Origin of the sequence: Streptomyces sp. NBC_00513 (assembly GCF_041431415.1) — a bacterium.
Lineage (GTDB): Bacteria > Actinomycetota > Actinomycetes > Streptomycetales > Streptomycetaceae > Streptomyces.
Genome location: NZ_CP107845.1, coordinates 1,473,008 through 1,492,735 on the forward strand (window position 1 = coordinate 1,473,008; position 19,728 = coordinate 1,492,735).

The 19,728-nt window shown below is 71.4% G+C and carries 19 protein-coding genes; 7 read left to right on the top strand and 12 right to left on the bottom strand.

Features of this window, described 5'->3' with window-relative positions; all coding sequences use genetic code 11:
* Positions 1-52 precede the first annotated feature (52 nt).
* Positions 53-454 carry a YchJ family protein gene (locus OHA84_RS06955; RefSeq protein ID WP_266951740.1) on the top strand — a complete coding sequence of 134 codons (402 nt, stop codon included), beginning with the start codon at positions 53-55 and terminating at the stop codon, positions 452-454.
* On the opposite strand, the gene OHA84_RS06960 is transcribed toward OHA84_RS06955, so the two are convergent.
* Together OHA84_RS06960 and OHA84_RS06965 are read right to left on the bottom strand one after the other, a co-directional pair.
* Entirely contained in the window at positions 418-1,275 is an 858-nt protein-coding gene (locus OHA84_RS06960) for a DUF6397 family protein (RefSeq protein WP_371591329.1), read from the bottom strand. The genes OHA84_RS06955 and OHA84_RS06960 overlap by 37 nt on opposite strands.
* A 237-nt stretch (positions 1,276-1,512) precedes the next feature.
* Positions 1,513-1,911, bottom strand: coding sequence for a roadblock/LC7 domain-containing protein (locus tag OHA84_RS06965; RefSeq protein WP_053683454.1), 399 nt, complete (start codon positions 1,909-1,911; stop codon positions 1,513-1,515).
* A gap of 106 nt (positions 1,912-2,017) precedes the next feature.
* Between OHA84_RS06965 and OHA84_RS06970 the strand changes: the two genes are divergently transcribed.
* Complete coding sequence (locus OHA84_RS06970; RefSeq protein ID WP_266951737.1) at positions 2,018-2,455, top strand: PPOX class F420-dependent oxidoreductase; 438 nt, start codon at positions 2,018-2,020, stop codon at positions 2,453-2,455.
* A 38-nt stretch (positions 2,456-2,493) separates the two neighbouring features.
* Here the strand turns inward: OHA84_RS06970 and OHA84_RS06975 are convergent, their stop codons facing one another.
* The 5 genes from OHA84_RS06975 to OHA84_RS06995 form a co-directional block, all read right to left on the bottom strand.
* Complete coding sequence (locus OHA84_RS06975) at positions 2,494-3,147, bottom strand: ATP/GTP-binding protein (RefSeq protein ID WP_266972604.1); 654 nt, start codon at positions 3,145-3,147, stop codon at positions 2,494-2,496.
* Positions 3,147-3,551, bottom strand: coding sequence for a DUF742 domain-containing protein (locus OHA84_RS06980; protein ID WP_053683362.1), 405 nt, complete (start codon positions 3,549-3,551; stop codon positions 3,147-3,149). Before OHA84_RS06980 ends, OHA84_RS06975 begins: the two co-directional genes overlap by 1 nt.
* Positions 3,548-4,003 (bottom strand): roadblock/LC7 domain-containing protein, encoded by a 456-nt coding sequence (locus OHA84_RS06985; protein ID WP_266951732.1) that lies wholly within the window; start codon positions 4,001-4,003, stop codon positions 3,548-3,550. The genes OHA84_RS06980 and OHA84_RS06985 overlap by 4 nt, the downstream gene beginning before the upstream one ends.
* Positions 4,003-6,639 (bottom strand): nitrate- and nitrite sensing domain-containing protein, encoded by a 2,637-nt coding sequence (locus tag OHA84_RS06990; protein ID WP_266972601.1) that lies wholly within the window; start codon positions 6,637-6,639, stop codon positions 4,003-4,005. The genes OHA84_RS06985 and OHA84_RS06990 overlap by 1 nt, the downstream gene beginning before the upstream one ends.
* A 172-nt stretch (positions 6,640-6,811) precedes the next feature.
* The gene (locus OHA84_RS06995) at positions 6,812-7,591 is read right to left on the bottom strand and encodes an MHYT domain-containing protein (protein ID WP_266972599.1); all 780 of its coding nucleotides are present in this window, start codon (positions 7,589-7,591) and stop codon (positions 6,812-6,814) included.
* 159 nt (positions 7,592-7,750) lie between these two features.
* Here OHA84_RS06995 and OHA84_RS07000 point away from each other — a divergent pair, with 159 nt between their 5' ends.
* On the top strand, positions 7,751-8,350 hold the full coding sequence (locus OHA84_RS07000) for a class I SAM-dependent methyltransferase (protein WP_266972597.1): 600 nt from the start codon (positions 7,751-7,753) through the stop codon (positions 8,348-8,350).
* Between the two features lie 65 nt (positions 8,351-8,415).
* Here OHA84_RS07000 and OHA84_RS07005 read toward each other — a convergent pair whose 3' ends face one another.
* Positions 8,416-9,330 (bottom strand): oxygenase MpaB family protein, encoded by a 915-nt coding sequence (locus OHA84_RS07005; RefSeq protein ID WP_266972595.1) that lies wholly within the window; start codon positions 9,328-9,330, stop codon positions 8,416-8,418.
* Positions 9,331-9,472: 142 nt separating this feature from the next.
* Between OHA84_RS07005 and OHA84_RS07010 the strand changes: the two genes are divergently transcribed.
* Positions 9,473-10,270 (top strand): hypothetical protein, encoded by a 798-nt coding sequence (locus OHA84_RS07010; RefSeq protein ID WP_266972593.1) that lies wholly within the window; start codon positions 9,473-9,475, stop codon positions 10,268-10,270.
* 204 nt (positions 10,271-10,474) lie between these two features.
* Here the strand turns inward: OHA84_RS07010 and OHA84_RS07015 are convergent, their stop codons facing one another.
* Positions 10,475-10,657 carry a hypothetical protein gene (locus OHA84_RS07015; protein ID WP_053683347.1) on the bottom strand — a complete coding sequence of 61 codons (183 nt, stop codon included), beginning with the start codon at positions 10,655-10,657 and terminating at the stop codon, positions 10,475-10,477.
* A gap of 120 nt (positions 10,658-10,777) precedes the next feature.
* On the opposite strand from OHA84_RS07015, the gene OHA84_RS07020 reads away from it, so the two are divergent.
* Positions 10,778-10,975, top strand: coding sequence for a hypothetical protein (locus OHA84_RS07020; RefSeq protein ID WP_266972591.1), 198 nt, complete (start codon positions 10,778-10,780; stop codon positions 10,973-10,975).
* Between the two features lie 126 nt (positions 10,976-11,101).
* A complete protein-coding gene (locus tag OHA84_RS07025; RefSeq protein ID WP_266972589.1) occupies positions 11,102-12,376 on the top strand; it encodes a GAF domain-containing protein in 1,275 nt (424 codons plus the stop codon).
* Between the two features lie 95 nt (positions 12,377-12,471).
* Here OHA84_RS07025 and OHA84_RS07030 read toward each other — a convergent pair whose 3' ends face one another.
* Together OHA84_RS07030 and OHA84_RS07035 are read right to left on the bottom strand one after the other, a co-directional pair.
* Positions 12,472-13,080 (bottom strand): TetR/AcrR family transcriptional regulator, encoded by a 609-nt coding sequence (locus OHA84_RS07030; protein WP_053683342.1) that lies wholly within the window; start codon positions 13,078-13,080, stop codon positions 12,472-12,474.
* A 106-nt stretch (positions 13,081-13,186) separates the two neighbouring features.
* Positions 13,187-15,244 carry a discoidin domain-containing protein gene (locus OHA84_RS07035; RefSeq protein WP_266972587.1) on the bottom strand — a complete coding sequence of 686 codons (2,058 nt, stop codon included), beginning with the start codon at positions 15,242-15,244 and terminating at the stop codon, positions 13,187-13,189.
* 517 nt (positions 15,245-15,761) lie between these two features.
* Here OHA84_RS07035 and OHA84_RS07040 point away from each other — a divergent pair.
* Entirely contained in the window at positions 15,762-17,696 is a 1,935-nt protein-coding gene (locus OHA84_RS07040) for an ATP-dependent endonuclease (protein WP_266972585.1), read from the top strand.
* 384 nt (positions 17,697-18,080) lie between these two features.
* Here the strand turns inward: OHA84_RS07040 and OHA84_RS07045 are convergent, their stop codons facing one another.
* Complete coding sequence (locus tag OHA84_RS07045) at positions 18,081-19,604, bottom strand: aldehyde dehydrogenase family protein (protein WP_266972583.1); 1,524 nt, start codon at positions 19,602-19,604, stop codon at positions 18,081-18,083.
* Between the last annotated feature and the right edge of the window lie 124 nt (positions 19,605-19,728).

Sequence of the window (19,728 nt, forward strand, 5' to 3'; positions counted from 1 at the left end):
CCGGCCCGTCCAAGCGGTCGTCCGGCCCGTCCACGAAGAGCTGAGCACGCCCATGTCAACCCCGGTCCTCCCCTGTCCCTGCGGGTTGCCCGCCACCTACCCGGAGTGCTGCGGCCGCTTCCACTCCGGTGATCGGCAGGCGCCCACCGCGGTGCTGCTGATGCGGTCTCGCTTCAGCGCCTTCGCGGTCGGTGACACCGCCTACCTGCTCCGTTCCTGGCACCCGTCCACCCGCCCGGACCGGCTCGAACTGGATCCCGGGCAGCGCTGGGAGCGTCTGGAGATCCTCGCCACCGAACGCGGCGGCATGTTCGAGACGCAGGGCGCGGTGGAGTTCCGGGCGCACTACCGAGAGGGCCGGCACACCGGGTCCCTGCACGAGCACAGCGGCTTCTCCCGCGAGGAGGGGGCCTGGGTCTACGTCGGCCCCCTCTCCCCGGTGGACTTCGACTGACCCCGAGCGCCGGTCAGGGCGAAGTCCAGGCCGACGCGGTACCACCGGATCTCGTCCGGCGGCCGTGCCCTCAGCAGCGACTCCGCCACGACGGCGGCCGCCGGGACCCTCGGGTGGCCGTAGGGCGGAGACGGTGCCAAAGCCGCGAGCACGATGCGTTCGGCCGGATCGGGCACCACCTCCCGCACCGCGTCCGTCGGGAGGACGGACGCGAGCACGGCAGCCCGCTCCCAGGGGTCGGTGGTGCGTCTCAGCAGCAACTCCACATGCCGCTCACGCCATTTGCGCGGGCGCAGGTCACCTTTGGCCGCGACCAGCTCCCGATCCTCCGGGGACGCCGTCCCTCGCAACATGCCGGCGTCCCGGACGGCGAACGCCCGCAGTTCGGCGGCCAGGTAGAGCCACACGACGGCGCGGTAGCGGTTGATCCGGTAGCCGATCGGGATGATGTGCCCACAGCGCGCGAGCCGGGTGAACCGGCTCGGCCCCACACCGAGCACCTCGGCCCCGGCGTCGGCGCCGGCCACGGTCTCGACCCGCGCGCGCAGGACTTCCGGAAAGCCCTCGGCCGCCGTCACCCGCTCCAACTCGGCCCGCGTGAACCGTGCGGCCCCGCTCGGCGCCCGACGCCCGGCGCGCACCAGTCCCAGCTGTACGGCCCGGGCCAACTCGCCCCGTCCCAGGCCCAGCTCTCGCGCGGCCCTGACACCGCCGACCAGCACCTCCGAAGACACGCCCGGTGCCGGCCCGGCCGGTGCTCGCGGACCCGATTCCCGCTCGTCCGGTACGGTCACCGCACGGTCCTGCGTTTCCATCCTCATCACGGTCTCCCCCCACGAGTGGCGATCACTCTGTGTGAAGACCGTAACTCAGCGCGACGGACGCGGCGAGGCCTGTGGATAACTCTCGGTCGCGGCCCCGAACTCCTGGTCCAGCCCCTGGTCCGGCCGTTGGTCCGGCCGTTGGTCAGGCCGTTGGTCAGGCCGTTGGACGGGGCGGTCCGGGTCCGATCCGAGTCCCGGCCCGGGTCCGATCCGGCTCCCGGTCCAGGCCGTTCGTCAGCCCCCCGTGATGCGTCGTTCCGCGACGCCCAGGTGTTCGCCCACCCGGTTCACCATCAGGGTCATCTCGTACGCGACCTGCACGATGTCCGCCTCGGCCGCGCTGAGCGCGCACAGACAGCTACCCGAGCCCGCCGCGACGACGAACAGGAACCCCTCGTCGAACTCGACCATCGTCTGGCGCACCTCGCCCGCCCGGAAGTGCCGTCCGGACCCCTTGGCCAGGCTCTGCAACCCGGCCGCGACGGCGGCGAGATGCTCCGCGTCCTCCCGTGCCAGCCCCGCGCTCGCCCCGGTCACCAGCCCGTCGTTCGACAGCACCACGGCGTGCCGGACCTGCGGGACCCTGCGCGTCAGGTCGTCCAGTAGCCAATCGAGCTGCTTGTCCAGTGCCATTTCCAGCCCCTCCCCGTCGACGCGGCCGACGTGGCCGCGTCCCACCCCGCTTGGTCGTGCCGCCAGCCTTCCCCACCAGCGGCTTTCCGGCAAGGAGGATGGACCCATGACGAAGAAGATGACTGAAGAGGAATGGCGGGCGTTCGTCTCGCATTCCACCCGCACCGGGAAGCTCTCCACCGTCCGTGCGGACGGGAGCCCGCACATCGCCCCCATCTGGTTCGTTCTCGATGGTGACGCCTTCGTGTTCAACACCGGTCGTGACACCGTCAAGGGTCGGAATCTGGCCCGGGACGGGCGGGTCGCCCTCTGCGTGGACGACGACCGGCCGCCCTTCTCCTACGTCGTCCTCCAGGGCCGCGCCGAGCTCGTCGAGTACACCGGCCACGAGGAGGAGATGCTGACCTGGGCGACGAGGATCGGGGGTCGGTACATGGGCGAGGAGCGCGCCGAGGCCTTCGGTCGGCGCAACGCGGTCGACGGGGAACTCCTCGTTCGCGTGACCATCGACAAGGTGATCGCGATGGCCGACGTGGCGGCCTGAGCCGGCGCCCGTCGACATCCGCACGCCGCCCACGTCCGTCACTCCGGCCCGGCCTGCGTACCCGAACCCACCGACGCGAGCAGCCGGGCGGTGTGCATCCGCCCGGCATACTCGACCAGTCTGATCAGCACTTCCTTCCCCGAGTCCTTGTCCCGGGCGTCGCACAGCACCACGGGCGTGCCCTGTTCCAGGTCCAAGGCCCGCGCCACCTCGTTCGAGGCGTAACGCCGCGCGTTCGTGAAGCAGTTGACGGCCACGACGAACGGGATGCGGCGGTGCTCGAAGTAGTCCACGGCCGGGAAGCAGTCCTCCAGCCTGCGCGTGTCGGCCAACACCACCGCTCCGAGGGCTCCTTGCGACATCTCGTCCCACAGGAACCAGAACCGGTCCTGTCCCGGCGTGCCGAACAGGTACAGCGACAGGCCCGAGCGGATGGTGATGCGCCCGAAGTCCATGGCCACCGTCGTGGTGGTCTTCCGATCGACGCCTCCGGTGTCGTCGACGAGTTGGCCCGCCTCGCTGAGCAGTTCCTCCGTGCGCAGTGGTCGGATCTCGCTCACCGCGCCCACCAGCGTGGTCTTCCCGACGCCGAAGCCACCCGCCACGAGGATCTTCAGCGCGAGCGCCGCCACCTCCTCGTCCTCTTCCACTTCCGGACCGGACCCGGTGGATCCGTTGTGGTGCAGTCCCATCACAGCGCTCGCAATCCTTCGATGACTTCACGCAGAATCCGCTCGTCGGGCAGTTGCGCGGGCGGTACCGGGCGGCTGACCTTGACGTGCCCGGCCTCCAGCAGGTCGCCCAGCAGCACCCGCACCACACCCACGGGCAGGTCCGCGTCGGCGGCGAGTTCCGCCACCGACTGGGTCTCGTCGCGGCACAATCCGAGCAGCGCACGGTGTTCGGGTCCCCACAGGGACTCGGTCGCCTCGTCGCCGCCCTCGGGGTCCGCCACGGCGACCAGTGCGATCAGGTCGAAGCGGACGCCGTGCGGTCCCGGTTTGGTGCGTCCGCCGGTCATGGCGTAAGGCCGGACGAGCGGCCCCGCCTCGGTGTCGAACCACTGGCCGTTCACCGGTCTGACGGCCGCGCTCACCCTGCGGCCGGCGGGTGCGCCGCGAACCGTGAGGGGGCGTCCAGGTGCTCGCCGACCCGCTTGACCAGCCGGGCCATCTCGTAGGCGATGAGCCCGATGTCGGCGCCCCCGGCGCTGAGGACGGCCAGGCAGGAGCCGTCGCCCGCGGCGGCGACGAAGAGGAATCCCTCGTCCATCTCCACCATCGTCTGGCGCACGCCCCCGGCGCGGAAGTGCCGGCCCGCTCCCTTGGCCAGGCTGTGGAAGCCGCTGGCCACGGCAGCCAGGTGCTCGGCGTCCTCCCGGCTGAGCCGGCTGGAGGATCCCACCGCCAGACCGTCGTTGGACAGGACCACCGCGTGTCGGACCTCGCGGACGCGCGTCACGAGGTCGTCCAGGAGCCAGTCCAACCCGCCGGCCGCCTGAGAGATCCCGCGAGCCTCGTCGAGCCCGATCAGCTGGTGTTCGATCATCACACTTCTCCTTCGCTGCCTGCGTGGGCGGAGTTCTCCCCGGCGCCCCGGGCCCAACCGGCCCGATAGGCGGCCATCCGATCCCTGGCCTGCTCGGGGCTGCGGTCCGGCGGGGCACCGGACGGGCCCGCGTCCGCCGGATCCTCGGGTTCGGGGACCTCGCGCAGTTGGGGCACCAGGCTGGCCTGGCGGACCCTGCGCGGCAGTTCGGTCACCGAGGCGGCGCCCGCCGGACCGGCGGCGGGTGCGTGCGTACGGGCCGCCGTGCCGCCGGGACCGCGCGGCCGCAGGGGGGCTACAGCGGCGGGGCGCGGTTCCAGGGGCTCGACCGCGGAGTCCGGAGCGGGGTCGTCCCCCTCGGGCTCCGGTAGGGCATCGGGCCGAGCCGACGTCCCGGCCTCCTCCCGTACGACGCCGGCGCGGGACCCCTCTCGAACGGGCCCGACGGAGGCTTCCACACGGCCTCCTCCGGGGTGGGGCGCCTCGCCACCGGAAACGGCTCCCACGGCGTCCGGGGACGGCGCCGCCACCTCCGCGGGGTCGTCCGAGGCCGCCGTGACGGGCCCCTGGAGCAGGGAGTTCGGCAGCAGCACCACGGCTGTGGTGCCCCCGTACGGTGACGGGCGCAGGTGGACCCGCACGCCCTGTCGGGCAGCGAGCCGGCTGACCACGAACAGTCCGAGGCGGTCGCTGTCGAACAGGTCGAGCGCCTCGGACTGCTCGATCCGGCGATTGGCGTCGTGCAGCGCCTCGCGGCCCATGCCGAGCCCGCGGTCCTCCACCTCCAGGACATAACCGGCGCCCACCGGCTCGCCACTGACCCGGACCTTGGTGTGCGGCGGGGAGAACTGGGTCGCGTTCTCGATGAGTTCGGCGAGGAGATGGGTGAGGTCGGCCACCGCGCCGCCGGCCACGGCCGTCTCCGCGAGCCCGCGAACCTCGACGCGCGGGTAGTCCTCGATCTCGGAGACGGCGGCGCGCACGACGTTGGTCAGGGGGATCGGCATGCGCCACGCGCGCCCCGGGGCGGCTCCCGACAGGATGATCAGGCTTTCCGCGTGTCGACGCATGCGCGTGGTCAGGTGGTCGAGGCGGAAGAGGTCGTCGAGTTCGCCCGGGTCGTCCGAGCGGCGTTCCATGGAGTCGAGCAGGGTCAACTGCCTGTGCACCAGGACCTGGCTGCGGCGGGCGAGGTTGACGAAGACACCGCTCACCCCGCCGGCGAGTTCGGCGCGCTCGACGGCGGCGCTCAGAGCGGCCCGGTGCACGGTGGAGAGAGCCTCCCCCACCTGGGCGATCTCGTCCTCGGCGGGCGGCCCGGCCGAGGTCTCGGCCTCGATGTCGACGTCCTGGCCGGCCCGCAGTCGCTCCATGGCGTGCGGAAGTTTGCGACGCGCGATCTCCAGGGCGGTGTTGCGCAACGAGACCAGTTCCACCACCAGTGCGCGGCCGATCCGTACGGAGATGACCAGGGAGGCGATGACGGCGGCCAGGCCGAGGACGACGGCCGCGCCGGCCCCGCTGAGCGCCACGCGCGTGAACGGGTCGGAGCGGTCGGTGACTTCGGCGCGCGCGGCGGCCTCGGTCTGCCTGATCGAGGTACTGACACCGCTGAAAGCACCGTCCCACCCGGCGGGCTTGACCGCGCCGGAACCGGCGCCGGATCCCGTACCCGTAGCGGATCCCGTACCCGCGGCCGCTGTGAGCGCCCGGTCCTCCGCCGCGATGAGTTCGGCGTGCGTGGCGCTCTTGGACACGGACTCCCACGCGGTCCGGTCCTCGCTCGGCAGGTCCCGGGCGGCGTCCGCGAGCAGCGCGCGGCGGGTCTCCACGACGCCGGTCAGCCGGCGGAGCGTTTCGGCGTTGCGCGGCCCCGGCACGGTGAGCAACGCGTCCTCCCGCGACAGCAGTTCCCCGGCTTCGGCGAACTCCAGCAGAACCCGGGCGTCCGGGCCGAGTTCGGCGTCCTGCGCACCGGACAGGGCCCCGCCGACGGCGAGCGCGGCGTCGGCGACACGGGTGTACGTCTCGTAGGCGGCGTCGGCGGTCGTCCGCCGGCCGACGATGTCCTTGCGCGCGGAACCGAGCCCCTCGGCGGCGGCCACGAAACCACCGAGCCGGACCACGACGTCGGTGCGGTAGTCGCCGGAGTCGGCGACGGTGTTCCGGTCGCCGAGCCGCAGCCGGCGCACGGCGTCGTCGGTGCGCCGGGCCTGCTGTTCGAGGGCGGCGGCCCGCTCGCCGGCGGCGGGGTCGGCCAGAAACCGCGCCGCGGCCCGCCGTTCGGCCTGCACCTCGGCGAGCGCGGCGGACACGGGGGCGCCGATCTCCCGCTCGACCCGCTGGACACGGCTGAGCCGGGCGAGGTCCTGCGCGGTGCTGACCGTGGCGAAGGCCCAGAGCGCGAGCAGCGAGACCACCGGGACCATCAACAGGGAGACGATCTTGGCCCGGACGGTCCGGGAGCGCAGTCGTATCCGGGGTCTCCCGCCGGAGCCGGCCACGGCGGCGGGTCGAGGGGGTGTTCTCTCCTCGGGTTCCTCCGCGGGCTGCCCCGCGTGCGCCCGCCGGCCGCGCGCCGGGGGCCCGGGCGGCCCCGGCGCCGCTGCTTCCGGTTTCTTGCGGGGTGTGCGCATGGGCTCCTCGTTCCGGGCGGTGCGGGCTGGGCGGGGTGGCGGTGGGGGCGGATACGGGGGTGCGGTGGCGGGTTCTCGGGTGGGGGCTCGCGGTGTGTGGGAGGTGTGCGGAGCGTCCGGCGTGCGCGGTGCGATGGGGGGCGGGGGCGCACGGACGTGCGCGGCCCGGTGCTCAGTGCGCGGGCGCGACGCTCTCCCCCAGGTTCCGGGCGGCTGCCGACGCCGCCCGTTCGTCCGCGGTCGGGGACAGTGCCACGAAGGCGGCGGTGATGAAGAGGTAGGAACCGAGCCCGACGGCGAGCGGGAAGATGAACTGCATCGCCGTGGCGCCGGGCAGGGCCACGTCCGAGGGCGCGACGCGGACCGCGACGGCGGCCATGCCCGTGTAGTGCATGCTGCTGACCGCGGCGCCCATGACGAGCGAGGCGCCGGCCACGGCCATCGGGGACGTGATGTTGAGCGCGGCCCACAGTGCGACGGTGGCCGCGATGACGGCGACGACGACCGACAGTCCGACGACGGGCGGGTCGTAGGAGATCTCACCGTGCAGCCGCAGGGCCGCCATTCCCAGGTAGTGCATGCTCGCGACGCCGAGGCCGGTGGTGAGTCCACCGATGGCCAGGGACCGACGCCGGTTCTTGCCGTATCCGACGGCGAAGACGCCGGCCCCGACGACCAGTACGGCCACCAGGAGGCTGAGGATGGTCAGCGGGACGTCGTAGTGGATCTCGGTGCCGGTGACGTCGAAGCCGAGCATCGCGACGAAGTGCATCGTCCAGATGCCGGTGCCGAGGGCGGACGCCGCGGTGAGGAGCCAGTTGCGGCGGGCGGATCCGGTCGCGGCGAGCGCGCGGACGGTGCAGCGCAGGCCGAGGGCGGCGCCGATCGATGCCATCACGTATGACAGCGCGGGTGTCAGCCAGCCGTAGGCGGCGTGGTCCAGGTGTCCCATGGCCACCGGACGCTAGTCCGGGTGAGGCCACGAACAAGGTGTGCATTTCGAAAGCCGCTGTAACTGCTGAAATATGACAGAGCTACGTTCGCGTTCGATCACACCACGTGCCACCTTGCACACGCACCGCAGGGAGGGCCGGTGAGGGATCATGGGCGCATGAGCGAAGACCACACACACGTGCAGGAGTTCTTCGGGGCGCGCGCCGCCGACTGGGACCGCAAGTTCCCGGCGGACGGGCCCGCCTTCGCGGCCGCCGTGGGCGAGTTCGGTCTGCGCCCCGGAGACCGGGTCCTGGACGCGGGCTGCGGTACCGGGCGCGCCCTGACGGCCCTGCGGGCGGCCGTCGGCCCCTCGGGAACGGTGCTCGGCGCCGACCTCACCCCACAGATGCTGGCCGCCGCGCGACAGGCCGGCCGAGAGGCCGAGGGCGCCCTGCTGCTGGCGGACGTGGCCCGGCTGCCCCTGCGGGACGGGGTACTGGACGCCGTGTTCGCGGCGGGGTTGATCGCGCACCTGCCCGACCCCGGGTCGAACCTGCGCGAGCTCGCCCGCGTGGTCCGCCCCGGCGGTCACCTCGCGCTCTTCCACCCGATCGGGCGGGCCGCCCTCGCCGCGCGCCACGGTCGCGAACTCACCCCGGACGACCTGCGGGCCGAGCACAACCTCGGCCCGCTGCTGTCGGCTTCGGGCTGGGAGATGACCTCGTACGCCGACGAGGACCACCGCTTCCTGGTGCTCGCGACGCACCGCCCCTGAGCGACCGCTTCCCCCGCGCGCCGGGTACGGAGCCACCGCCCCCGGCGCGCGGAGCGCCCAGGGCGCTACGCGGGCGGCGGGGCGTCCGCTCCGGCGGGGCGGCGCGGATGCGGTACGGGACAGCCGCCCCGCCCGGGCACCGGGAAGGTGCCGAGCTCACCGACGTCGTACCCGTTCGGGTAGCCCTTGATCTCCCGGTTCTGGCGGGCGTGGTGCGGTGCACGTCGCGGCGGCAGCAGCCGCACCGCGCGCCCGCGCAGCCGCAGCGCCCCGCGGACCAGCCGCCGGACCGCGGGGCGCGGGGTCTCGTACCGGAACGCGTTCAGCAACGCGTCGTCGAGCAGCGCGACGCCGGCTCCGCGCACGGCGGGGGCCAGCGGCGCCGGATACCACGAGGCCATCAGGTCGAGGGTGGCGTCGGCCACCTCGCGCCCGCCCTCGTCCCACCCGAAGTGAGCCTTCTCGTAGGCGTTCAGGCAGGCTTCGAACTCCTCGAAGGAACCCGGAATGTCCGTGATGCCCATGTGGCGGCCTAGGGTCGCGTAGTAGCGCGCGAAGGCGCGGCGCTCGTGGTGGGTCAGGGGCCGCCAGCCGTAGGAGTCGATCCAGCGCGCCGGAATCACCACGAAGGTGCACAGGACGTACCGCATGTCCTCGTCGGAGATGTCGTAGCTGCGGTGCATCTGGTTGACGCGGCGGATCGCGGTGCGCGCGGTATCGCTCTCGAATCCGTGCTCCACGACCGCGTCGAGCAGCAGCGCCGTGTCGTCGTAGCGCTTCTGCGCGCGATCGGTGAACTCGGCGGTCTCGGCGAGCAGCCGGCCGATGCTCGGGACCGCGTACGTCCTGAAGAGGGCCAACTCAAGGGCGCGGGTGACGTCCCAGGGGAATTCGTAGGTGGCGGTCAGCCGGTAGATGGCGAGGAAATCCTCGTCGGGATCGAGCCGGAGGATCTCCCTCAGCCGGTCGTAACGCTGCACCGGAGTCCCTTTCTGTGGCGGGTGCTCAACTCTACGTGCAGGTAGCGGGCTTGAAAATCGACGTCCGCAGGCTCTCGACGGGCGAGTTACCCGCTGGTTAAGGTGCGCCGACGAGAGAGCGACCGCAACGGGAGGAGGCCACGTGTCCGAAGAGGATGACGGGGGCTCGCTGTACGTGCTCACCGCCGTGCTGCTGACCCCCACGCAGTTCCCGGGCATCATGGGCGACGACTTCCCGGAAGCCTGCGCGCTGCTGGGCGTGCGGCCGGTCGCGGACGGGTACGGGCTGGTGCTGGGCCAGGACGAGGAAGGCGCCCGCTGGACGGTCGTGGTGAGCGACGTCTCGCTCGTCGCCGCGGCCATCGCCTCCTGGGACTGCGGCATGGAGTACGACCTGTCCCCGGAGGAGCGGACGATCGTGGTGTCGCTGGCCGGCTGGCCGCTGGAACTGACGGTCTCCGCGCCGGGCGTCCCGGAACCGCACGATCCGGAGCAGGGCGCCGACGGCACCGGCCGGGTGCCGCTGGCGCCTCCGTCGGCGGACACCTGGGGTCCGGTACAGCGGCGCATGGGGGCGGACCAGATCTCCCGGGAGTGGGCGGACTGGTCCGAGCGCGTCGCGACGGACGGCGGTGCGGCGGCCGCCGCGCATCCGGGACTGGCGCGGGCGCTCAAGGAGGCGGCCGGATACGCGGACGAGCCGCCACCGCCCGGGCGGGTGCGTTCCAGCTTCGCGACCGAGGACGCGCGCACGCTCCGGGCGGACGGCCCCGGCTGGTCACTGGTCGGTCGCACGGACGGCGCGGCCTTCGTCCTGCTGGACGAGGAGCCGGGTGAGGTCCTCGCGGTGCCGCGGGGTGTACACCCGGAGCGGCCCGAAGTGCCTGAGCTGCCGGACTTGCTGGCAGTGCTGGACCGCGTCGCGACGCGGCCGGCCTGAGGACGGCCTGAGGACGGCCTCTGGTCGGAGAACCAGCGGCGAGGCACCGAGATCGCCGGAGCGGCCGGCCCCTCGCCGGGCCGGCCGACCACCCCGGGCCGACTGACCGCTCCGCGCGGCCCGGGGCGGGCCGCCGAGCGGCCTGCCACCGCGTCGGCGACCGCAGGCCTCAGTGCCCGGCCACCGCCCGCACCTGCGCCGCCGTCAGCGGCCGATCTGCTTTCTGGACACGCCCCGCAGCCGGCGCCGCTGGGAGGGGTCCAACAGGAAGTACGCGAGGGTGGGCACCCCGATCAACACCAGGAGACCCGGCCAGAACCCGACCGTCGCGAACAGCACGATGGCTGCCACCACTCCGGCCACGGCCACCTTTCCGCCTGTGGACATCTGCGGACACCTCCTCCTGCTGTCGGCCACTACCCCGCTCAACGCCCCGCTGCCGCCCAGCGTTCCCGGCCGCTTCGCCGCCCTGCGGAAGGGGCTCCGGTCACCGCCCGATCGCACTCCGTGAGCGGTGGGCTCGGGGTGACCTCGGCGGCCTTCTGGCTGTTGCTTCCGGGTCTGAGTCCCGCCGGTCACGACGCCTTGCGCCTCGGGCCGCCGGAACCGGCGACCTGGAGCAGACCCCTGTGGGTTCCGGCGGGCCCGTCGGCCCCGGACCCGGCGCCGGCCCTCACGGCGCTGGACCCGGAGGAGACCCCCTAGGAGGGCCGCGCGGGGGAAGCGTGGGTGGGGTTCGGTCACGGGACGGCCGGCGCGACGCTTGTCGTGGTGCGGAACCGGTACGACGATGGGGGCGCTCCGGGTTACGCGGCACCACGGGAGGGTGACATGGGCGATCCGTCGGTGGCGCTGCCGGGCGGAGCCGATCCCGTCGAGCGCACGCGGGTACTGCGTCGGGCCCATGACGTGTTCACCAGGGACGGGCGGGTGGAGGCCCCGGTCCGGGCGGTGATCGCCGGATCGTGGCGCCGGTGCGCGCGGGCGCGGGTGAACCCGGAGTGCTCGGCCCGGGTGGAGTTGGCGGAGGCGGAGCTGCGGTCCTACCGCGAGCAGCATCCGCTGGCCCGGGTGCTGCCGGTGTTCCGGGACCTCGTCGGGGCGTTCGCCGCGCACGGGGCGCACCTGTTGGCGGTGTGCGACGCGCGGGGCAGCCTGCTCTGGGTGGAGGGGGCGTCGGACACCCTGCGGCGGGCCGAACGGCTCGGCTTCGTACCGGGCGCGCGGTGGGCGGAGACGGTGATGGGAACCAACGCCCCCGGCACCGCGGTGGCCGTCGGCGAGGCCGTGCAGGTCTTCGGGGCCGAGCACTTCAGCCGCCGGGTCCATCCGTGGACCTGTGCGGCCGCTCCGGTCCGCGATCCGCGTACCGGGCGGTTGCTCGGCGCGGTCGACATCACCGGGGGCGACGGGCTGGCCCATCCTCATTCGCTGGCGTTCGTGCGCGCGGTGGCGCGGGCCGCAGAGGCCCAATTGGCCCTGCTGGAACCGGAGCCGTCGCGCGATCACGTCCCGGACGGCCTCGCCGCGCTCGGCCGGGACGAGGCACTGTGGGTGAGCGGCGGTCGGGAGGTCACGCTCGGGCGACGGCACAGCGAGATCATGGCCTTGCTCGCCCACCATCCGGAGGGCCTCTCGGGCGAGGAGTTGGCGATCGACCTCTACGAGGACGAGTCGGTTTCGGCGGTCACGCTGCGGGCGGAGATCTCCCGGCTGCGCGGCCTGCTGGGCCCGGGGAACATCCTCTCGCGGCCCTATCGCACGGCCGCCCCGCTGGAAGCCGACTTCGCCGCCGTGGCCCGGCACCTCGCGTCGGGCGCCGTCTCCGCGGCCCTCACCGGGTATCCGGGCCCGCTGCTGCCCGCCTCGACGGCGCCCGGGATCGTACGGTTGCGCCGCCGGATCGAGGACCAGGCGCGGGCCGCGGTGATCGCGCGGGCCGACGCCGGGCTGCTGGGCGACTGGGTGTGCCGGCCGTGGGGCGCGGACGATCCGGGGGTGTGGCGGGCGCTGGCCGGCGCGCTGCCCGCGGAGGGGCGCCCCGCGGCACTGGCCCGTGTACGCTCCCTCGACCGCGAGCTGTCGGCCGACCGACCCGTCCGCTGACGCGACCGCCGTAGCCGCCCCCGGACCGACGATCGCCGCGTGCCGTCCCGGCCCACCGCAGACGTCCCGGCCCACCGCAGACGCCGCGGCCCTCCTCAGACGGCGGGGGCTTCCTCGCGAATGAGCCCGGCCACGTGATCGCTGATCATGTCGAGAATCTCGGCCGCGACCCGGTCGTTGCCGAGGACGAGGTGATTGAGGGTGACCCCGTCCGTCATGGCGGCCAGGTAGCGGGCCAGTACGGTGTCGGGGACGCTGAGTTCGAAGGTCATCACGCCGCGGAGCTGTTCGATGAGCGCGCAGTACGTCTCGGAGTACAGCTCGTACTGGCGCCGCGCCAGGTGCTCGAAGCCGGGCTGGCGCAAGGCGTACTGCGTCAGTTCGTAGGTGAGCATGTGCTCCTCGGGGTGGGCCGCGACATGGTCCCAGTAGGCCTGGAAGCCGGCGCGGATGGTCTCCCGGAGCGTGGCCCTCGGCCGGATGGCGTCCTTCACCACGCCCACGTAATGGGCGGTGATCGTCTCGATGACGGATTCGAGCAGCGCCTGCTTGGAGTCGAAGCAGTAATGGAAGACGCTCAGCGACACACCCGCCTCGGCGACGATGGACCGCGTGGTCGTCCTGGGGACGCCGTCGCGGGCCATCGCGCGGATCGCCGCCTCCGTCAGCTGCCGGCGGCGGTCGGCCAAGGGCATCCGGGCCATGTGCTGTTCCCTTCGTTCCTCCGCGCCCCGTCGAAGCGCGGAAGGCCGGGGCGGCCGGCTCGGGAAACCCGATCCGACCGCCCCGGCCGACTCGCAGGCAGGGCCGTCAGCTGCTGTAGACGCCCACCTCGTGGAGGGAGTAGCCCCACTGGGTGCCGCGTCCTTGTCCGTGGACACGGATGTGGCGTGCGGAGACCCCGGCGAACTGGGCGGTGTCCAGGCCACCGTCACCGGCGGTGGCCGACCAGACCGTCCGCCAGTTCACCCCGTCCGTGGAGACCTCGATGGCGTACGACCTGGCGTACGCGCGTTCCCAGTCCAGGGTGACGCGCTTGACCAGGCCGGTGGTTCCCAGGTCGATGCGCAGCCACTGGTCGTCGCTCCAGTCGCTCGCCCAGCGGGTGCCGCGGTTGCCGTCCACGGCCCGGTCGGGGGCGTAGCTGACGAACGGGTTCCACTCGGAGGTGCTGGCCGAGGTGGCCGCCCCCGACGCGAGGTTGACGCCCGCCTTGTGGCGCTCGGATCCACCCCAGGTGCGCAGGTACGACTCCGCTCCGCGGAACATGTCGTCGACGACTCCCTGGCCGCCGACGTTGCGGATGTCCTCGATCCAGTCGGGGACCAGGCCGTAGTGGGAGGCGCCGTCGGTGTTGAGGTCCCAGGTGCGCTGTCCGGTGGTCTGCTTGTCGATGACGGAGCCGCCGTCGGTGCTGCGGAACGGGTAGCGCACCGGGTTGGGGGTGTCGGCGCCACGCGGGCCGGGCCAGCCGCCGACCCCGTTCATGTCGGTGCCGTAGCCGTAGCCCACGTTGTACTTGTCGCGCAGGGCGTCGGTGCGCTTGGCCTCGGCGCTGAACCCCTCGGCGCCGTTCATGTACTGGGCGGCGAAACCGCCGAGCTTGTAGAGGCGTTCGGTCCAGTCCAGGTCCATCCAGCTGTGCGAGGAGAGGACGCCGGGGTAGGACTCGGACTCCAGGATGTCGAAGGCCCGTCCGGCGGCCTTGACGCTCATGTGGTCGACTTCGAGCATCATCTTGCGTTTCATCATGCCGCGCACCGCGTACTCGCCGAGGTCGGTGAGGCCGCGGGTGTTGCACTGCGCGCCGGCGGCGTAGGACGGAACGCTGACGCCCGCCGGGAGCTTCTTCTCGGCTTCGGCCGCCGGCGCGAGTCCGATGGGGTTGTCGTGCTGCGGGCCCTTGCACTCCTCCGTCTTCCAGAAGGTGCCGGTGGACAGGAACTGGCCCACGTTGATCGCGGTGCCGAGGGCTCCCTGGTCGAAGCGGACCCCGCAGAGGGCGTTGTCGAACTTGTGGCACAGGAACATGCTGCGCACGCCGAGTTGGTGCAGTTCGTCGAGCCCGCGGTCGATGTCCGCCTTGCTGCACTGCGAGATGTCGAGGATCTGCTTGCAGCCGAAGGGCTCGGAGGTCTCCACTCCCAGGACGACGGCGAGTTTGCCCTGCTGGATGACCTCGCGGGCCTGGGTGGAGTCGGTGACGATGCGGAACCAGCCCTTGCCCGGTCCGCCGTACATCTTGTCGATGTACGCCTGCATGTCGTAGGTCTTCTGGGCTTCCAGCCGGATCGCGGTCATCTCGTCGCAGCCACGGTCCTTGAAGAAGTAGACCGAGCAGATGACCCCGTTGGTGACGAGGTCGTTGACGAGGACCCGCTGCCCACCGCGCCAGGCGCGTTCGACCCAGGCGTAGTAGTTCTGCTGGTGGGTCAGCGAGTCGTGCGCGGGCCAGTCCTTGAAGGTCGGCCAGCCGTCGGGGTCGTGCTTGCCGTCACCGCCCTTGGTGATGAAGTCGAAGATCGCGAGCGTGCCGTCGGGGTAGTGCTCGGGACAGTCCTTGAGCGCGTCCGCGATCCCCGCCTCCGAGAAGGGCTTGCCGCAGATGAGCCGACCGCCGAAGCCCTCGTTGGACATCAGGTGGTCGTGGGCGTCGACGAAGCCCCGTACGTTGCCCTGGGCGTCGGTTCCCTTGAAGGGTTCGCCGGTGACGTTGATCTGGGAGTCCGGCCCGGGCCGCGCGGTGGGGTTCCACCACCCGGTGTCGGCCGCGGCCCCCGAGGTGGGGCCGAGCGCCATGGCCAGCATGGCGAGGAGCAGTGACAGCACCGCGATCGGTTTGCGTCTGCTGTGCGGGGATCGGTTCATGGCCACCACTCACGTCCACGGTCGTCGGCGGAGGGCGCGGTCCAGTCACACGGCCGGCCGGGGCGTGCACCGCACGATCCCCGACCAGCTGCTTGTCATGTCCCGCGCAAACATTGTGTCGAGAATCCCGACTCCGACAACCGGAGTCAAGGGTCCGGGACAGTTGACCTGATGGACCGTCGGATCGATCGTACCCACGGTAACCTGGAAGGAATCACGTTCCGTTCGACCGCGCACCCCGGCCCGCCGGGAGCGCGCGCCCCGGACGCGCGAGGAGCGACCACGCCACCCCGGCAGCCCCTCAAGTGGAAGAGACGGTCTCCCAGGTCAACCTTCCACTGAACGCCCCGCGCCAACGCCTCCCCGGATGCGCTGTCCAGGCAGACCTCGATCGACCTGGACGCTATCGGCCGGCGTTTTCCCGCGAAAGCAAAAAGACCTGATGCGGCGTCATCTGTATCGCTAGCCTTGGTTCGTCACAGTGGGTCCGACGTGCCCGCCCGCACCATGTTTCAGGATGACCGTGAAGATCAAGCGCGTACGCATCGAGAACTTCTGCTGTCTGCACGAGGTGGACATCGCCTTCGACGAGATCACCTCGTTCATCGGCCCGACCGGCGTCGGCAAGTCCACCGTGCTTCGCGCACTCGATTGGTTCTTCAATGGGGAGAAGTCGATCGCCCTCACCACTGAGGACGTCCACTCGGCGGTCGCGGCCGGCGGCGGCGAGCGCATCTCCGTCGAGGTTGAGTTCGACGGCCTGACCGACTTCGACCGTGCCGCCCTCGGTCGCTACGCCCCCGACGACGCGGGCGCTGTGAGCATCTGGCGCACCTGGGACAACGGCGAGGACAAGATCACCGGCAAGGCCCTCGCGTACGCGCCCTTCGAGGGGGTCCGGAGCGTGTCCGGCGGCGCGATGCCGAAGCGCTCGGCGTACAACACGCTTCGGGCAAGCGACCCCGGCTTGGGCCTGCCGATCGTCGGTAGCGAGAAGGCCATGAACGAGGCCATGCTCGCTTGGGAACGGGACCATCGAGACCAGCTCACCGAAGCCAAGATCGAGGACACACACTTCTTCGGGTTCGCCGGTCAGAGCAAGCTCGCCGAGCTCATCGACTTCGTATTCGTCTCCGCCGATCTTCGCGCGTACGAGGAGGCCGATGACCAGAAAGCCTCCGTCATCGCCCGCATCCTCGACCATGCCATCGACCGTACTGAGGCAGACGTGCAGCTCGGCGAGATCGAGGAGAACGCTCAGCTCGCCCGCCAGTTGGTCCACGACAACATCTACGGACCGGCCCTCAAGGACGTCTCCGCCGCTCTCTCCGCGGAGGTCGCAAAGCTCACCACCGGACGGCAGATCATCGTGGCCCCGACGATACGGGCGCCCAAGCCGGCCAGAACCGCTTTCCGAGTGAGCATCAGGGATGGGGCGGCCGAGACCTCGGTGTCCCGGCAGGGGCATGGCTTCCAGCGGGCGTTGATCATGGCAGCACTGAAGTACCTGGCCGACTGCAGGCGGCCGGAGAGCGGGACGCGGACGCTGTGCCTGGTTGTCGAGGAGCCGGAGCTGTTCCAGCATCCGCCGCAAGCGCGGACCTTCGCGAAGGTGTTGCGCGATCTGGTTGCCTCGTCTCCCACGGGGCGTACGCAGGTGATGTACGCGACACACAGCCCGGTGTTCATCGACCCCGCTGGGTACCACCAGGTCCGCCGGCTCACTCGTGATGTCGGAACCGAGCACCCGGTCACCAGGGTGAGGCAGGTGACGGAGGACGGGCTGTGCCGTTCGTTGGAGGGACTGGTGAAGGGGGAAGCCATCCGGCGGCGAACCGGGGTCGCGATGGCGGGCTCACTCGCCGAGGCGTTCTTCGCTCATGCGGCGGTCCTGGGTGAGGGAACGACCGATGGCGCGCTGCTCGAGGGCTGTGCCGAGCGGAACGGGGTCAACCTCGGGGCCGAGGGAATCACTTTCGTCGACGTGACCGGCAGGGACAACCTCCTGCTCAGCCACGCGATCCTCTCGGCCATGGGCGTGCCGTGCCATGTGATCTTCGACGGTGACGCCGGCATGGAGGAGCGCAAGCGCATGTCGGTTCGGAAACTCGATGGGGAGAGCCGGAAGGAGAAGGAGGCGGCCTTCGAGCAGCAGGCACGCAAGATCTCGGGGAGCAACGCCGACCTGCTCGGCTACCTGGGCGGGTCCCGATTGCCGTGGCCGGCGACGGGTTCTGCCAGCCGATACACAGTGTTCGAAGACAACCTTGAGACGTATCTCGGGGAGACCTGGCCCTCCTGGGTAGCGCGGAAACAGCAGCTGATCGATGCGGGCGAAGGCGTTTCCGACAAGAATGCCGCCACCTATCGGGAGGCGGCACGTACGGCCGATGTCGATCCGCCGTACGTGCTGCAGGCGATGCTGGAGAACGTCAGGGAAATGGCTCGCTGACACCTCGGCTCACCCGACGTCGGGGCCGGTGGCGAGCGCCCACCGCACACTTCACCAGCCCTATCGAGCAGAGTGACGTCAGCCGCAAACCCGCGACTTCTTCTTCGCCACCACCACATGCTCCGGACACACGGGGGCCTTTGCTCGCCGCGGATCCACAGCCAGATCCGGATGCCGGACAGTTGGAAGGCCAGGACCTACTGACCGGCGAGGATTCCCTCCTCCTCCACACCGTCTACGGTTCGGTGACGGGGCTTCGTGGGCCACGGTTTCCGGTTTCCGGACGGAGGCTGTTCCGGGGCCTGGACTGCGGCCGTCTCTCCCGTGAAGCAAGTGTTGCCTGGAGAGGCCAACGCCCCCTGCCAAGCAACGAATCTCTCGTCCTCAGAAGAAGCCGAGCCGCTTCGGGGAGTAGCTGACCAGCATGTTCTTCGTCTGCTGGTAGTGCTCCAGCATCATCTTGTGGGTCTCGCGGCCGATGCCGGACTGCTTGTAGCCGCCGAACGCCGCGTGGGCGGGGTAGGCGTGGTAGCAGTTCGTCCAGACCCGGCCCGCCTGGATGGCGCGGCCCGCGCGGTAGGCCGTGTTGATGTCCCGGGTCCAGACGCCGGCGCCGAGGCCGTAGGCCGTGTCGTTGGCGATGCGGACGGCGTCGTCGAAGTCGTCGAAGGAGGTCACCGACACCACGGGGCCGAAGATCTCCTCCTGGAAGATCCGCATCCGGTTGTCCCCCTCGAAGATCGTCGGCTGTACGTAGAAGCCGCCCGCGAGGTCGCCGCCGTGCTCGATGCGCTGCCCGCCCGTGAGGACCTTGGCGCCCTCCTTCACTCCGATCTCCACGTACGACAGGACCTTCTTCAGCTGCTCCTCCGAGGCCTGGGCACCGATCATCGTGTCGGTGTCCAGCGGGTGTCCCGGCACGATCAGTTCGGTGCGGGCGACGGCGGCGTCGAGGAAGTCGCCGTACCGACCGCGCTCGATCAGGGCGCGCGAGGGGCTGGTGCACACCTCGCCCTGGTTGAGGGCGAACATGGTGAAGCCCTCCAGCGCCTTGTCCCGCAGATCGTCGTCGGTCGACCAGATGTCGTCGAAGAAGAGGTTGGGGCTCTTGCCGCCGAGTTCGAGGGTGACGGGCTTGAGGTGCTCCGCCGCGTACTGCATGATCAGCCGCCCGGTGGAGGTCTCCCCGGTGAAGGCGATCTTCGCCACGCGCGGGCTGGAGGCCAGCGGCTTGCCGGCCTCCTCGCCGAAGCCGTTCACGATGTTGACCACGCCCGGCGGGAGCAGGTCCTCGACCAGGCCGAGCCAGTAGTGCAACGAGGCCGGGGTCTGCTCGGCCGGCTTGAGCACCACCGTGTTCCCGGCGGCCAGCGCCGGCGCCAGCTTCCACACCGCCATCAGGATCGGGAAGTTCCACGGGATGATCTGGCCGACCACGCCCAGCGGCTCGTGGAAGTGGTAGGCGACCGTGTCGTCGTCGATCTGGCTGAGCGCCCCCTCCTGCGCCCGCAGCGCGCCCGCGAAGTAGCGGAACTGGTCGATCGCCAGTGGCAGGTCTGCCGCGAGGGTCTCCCGTATCGGCTTGCCGTTCTCCCAGGTCTCCGCGACCGCCAGGGCCTGGAGGTTCTCCTCCATCCGGTCCGCGATGCGCAGCAGGATGCCGGCCCGCTCCGTGACCGAGGTACGTCCCCAGGCGGGCGCGGCGGCGTGCGCGGCGTCCAGGGCCAGCTCCACGTCCTCGGCGGTGCCCCGGGCGATCTCGGTGAAGGGCGCGCCGGTCACCGGGGAGGGGTTGTCGAAGTACCGGCCCCGAACGGGAGCCGTGTACGTGCCACCGATGTAGTGGTCGTAGCGGGACGCGTACGACATCAGCGCGCCCTCGGTACCGGGCGCAGCGAAACGGGCCATGGAAACCTCCCCTTGCCGGGCGCCGGCCGCCGTCGGCCGGCACTCGCAAGGAGGCTAGGAGCGTCCAGGTTGCGGACACGTTGCACGAGCTGCCGCCGCCAGGTGTGACGGAAGTCTGACGGAC

What these genes read in the sequence shown, in the direction of transcription:
- OHA84_RS06955 (WP_266951740.1), top strand. Translation starts at nt 53, where the DNA reads ATGTCAACCCCGGTCCTCCCCTGTCCCTGCGGGTTGCCCGCCACCTAC.
- OHA84_RS06960 (WP_371591329.1), bottom strand. Translation starts at nt 1,275, where the DNA reads ATGAGGATGGAAACGCAGGACCGTGCGGTGACCGTACCGGACGAGCGG.
- OHA84_RS06965 (WP_053683454.1), bottom strand. Translation starts at nt 1,911, where the DNA reads ATGGCACTGGACAAGCAGCTCGATTGGCTACTGGACGACCTGACGCGC.
- OHA84_RS06970 (WP_266951737.1), top strand. Translation starts at nt 2,018, where the DNA reads ATGACGAAGAAGATGACTGAAGAGGAATGGCGGGCGTTCGTCTCGCAT.
- OHA84_RS06975 (WP_266972604.1), bottom strand. Translation starts at nt 3,147, where the DNA reads ATGGGACTGCACCACAACGGATCCACCGGGTCCGGTCCGGAAGTGGAA.
- OHA84_RS06985 (WP_266951732.1), bottom strand. Translation starts at nt 4,003, where the DNA reads ATGATCGAACACCAGCTGATCGGGCTCGACGAGGCTCGCGGGATCTCT.
- OHA84_RS06990 (WP_266972601.1), bottom strand. Translation starts at nt 6,639, where the DNA reads ATGCGCACACCCCGCAAGAAACCGGAAGCAGCGGCGCCGGGGCCGCCC.
- OHA84_RS06995 (WP_266972599.1), bottom strand. Translation starts at nt 7,591, where the DNA reads ATGGGACACCTGGACCACGCCGCCTACGGCTGGCTGACACCCGCGCTG.
- OHA84_RS07000 (WP_266972597.1), top strand. Translation starts at nt 7,751, where the DNA reads ATGAGCGAAGACCACACACACGTGCAGGAGTTCTTCGGGGCGCGCGCC.
- OHA84_RS07015 (WP_053683347.1), bottom strand. Translation starts at nt 10,657, where the DNA reads ATGTCCACAGGCGGAAAGGTGGCCGTGGCCGGAGTGGTGGCAGCCATC.
- OHA84_RS07025 (WP_266972589.1), top strand. Translation starts at nt 11,102, where the DNA reads ATGGGCGATCCGTCGGTGGCGCTGCCGGGCGGAGCCGATCCCGTCGAG.
- OHA84_RS07030 (WP_053683342.1), bottom strand. Translation starts at nt 13,080, where the DNA reads ATGGCCCGGATGCCCTTGGCCGACCGCCGCCGGCAGCTGACGGAGGCG.
- OHA84_RS07035 (WP_266972587.1), bottom strand. Translation starts at nt 15,244, where the DNA reads ATGAACCGATCCCCGCACAGCAGACGCAAACCGATCGCGGTGCTGTCA.
- OHA84_RS07040 (WP_266972585.1), top strand. Translation starts at nt 15,762, where the DNA reads ATGACCGTGAAGATCAAGCGCGTACGCATCGAGAACTTCTGCTGTCTG.
- OHA84_RS07045 (WP_266972583.1), bottom strand. Translation starts at nt 19,604, where the DNA reads ATGGCCCGTTTCGCTGCGCCCGGTACCGAGGGCGCGCTGATGTCGTAC.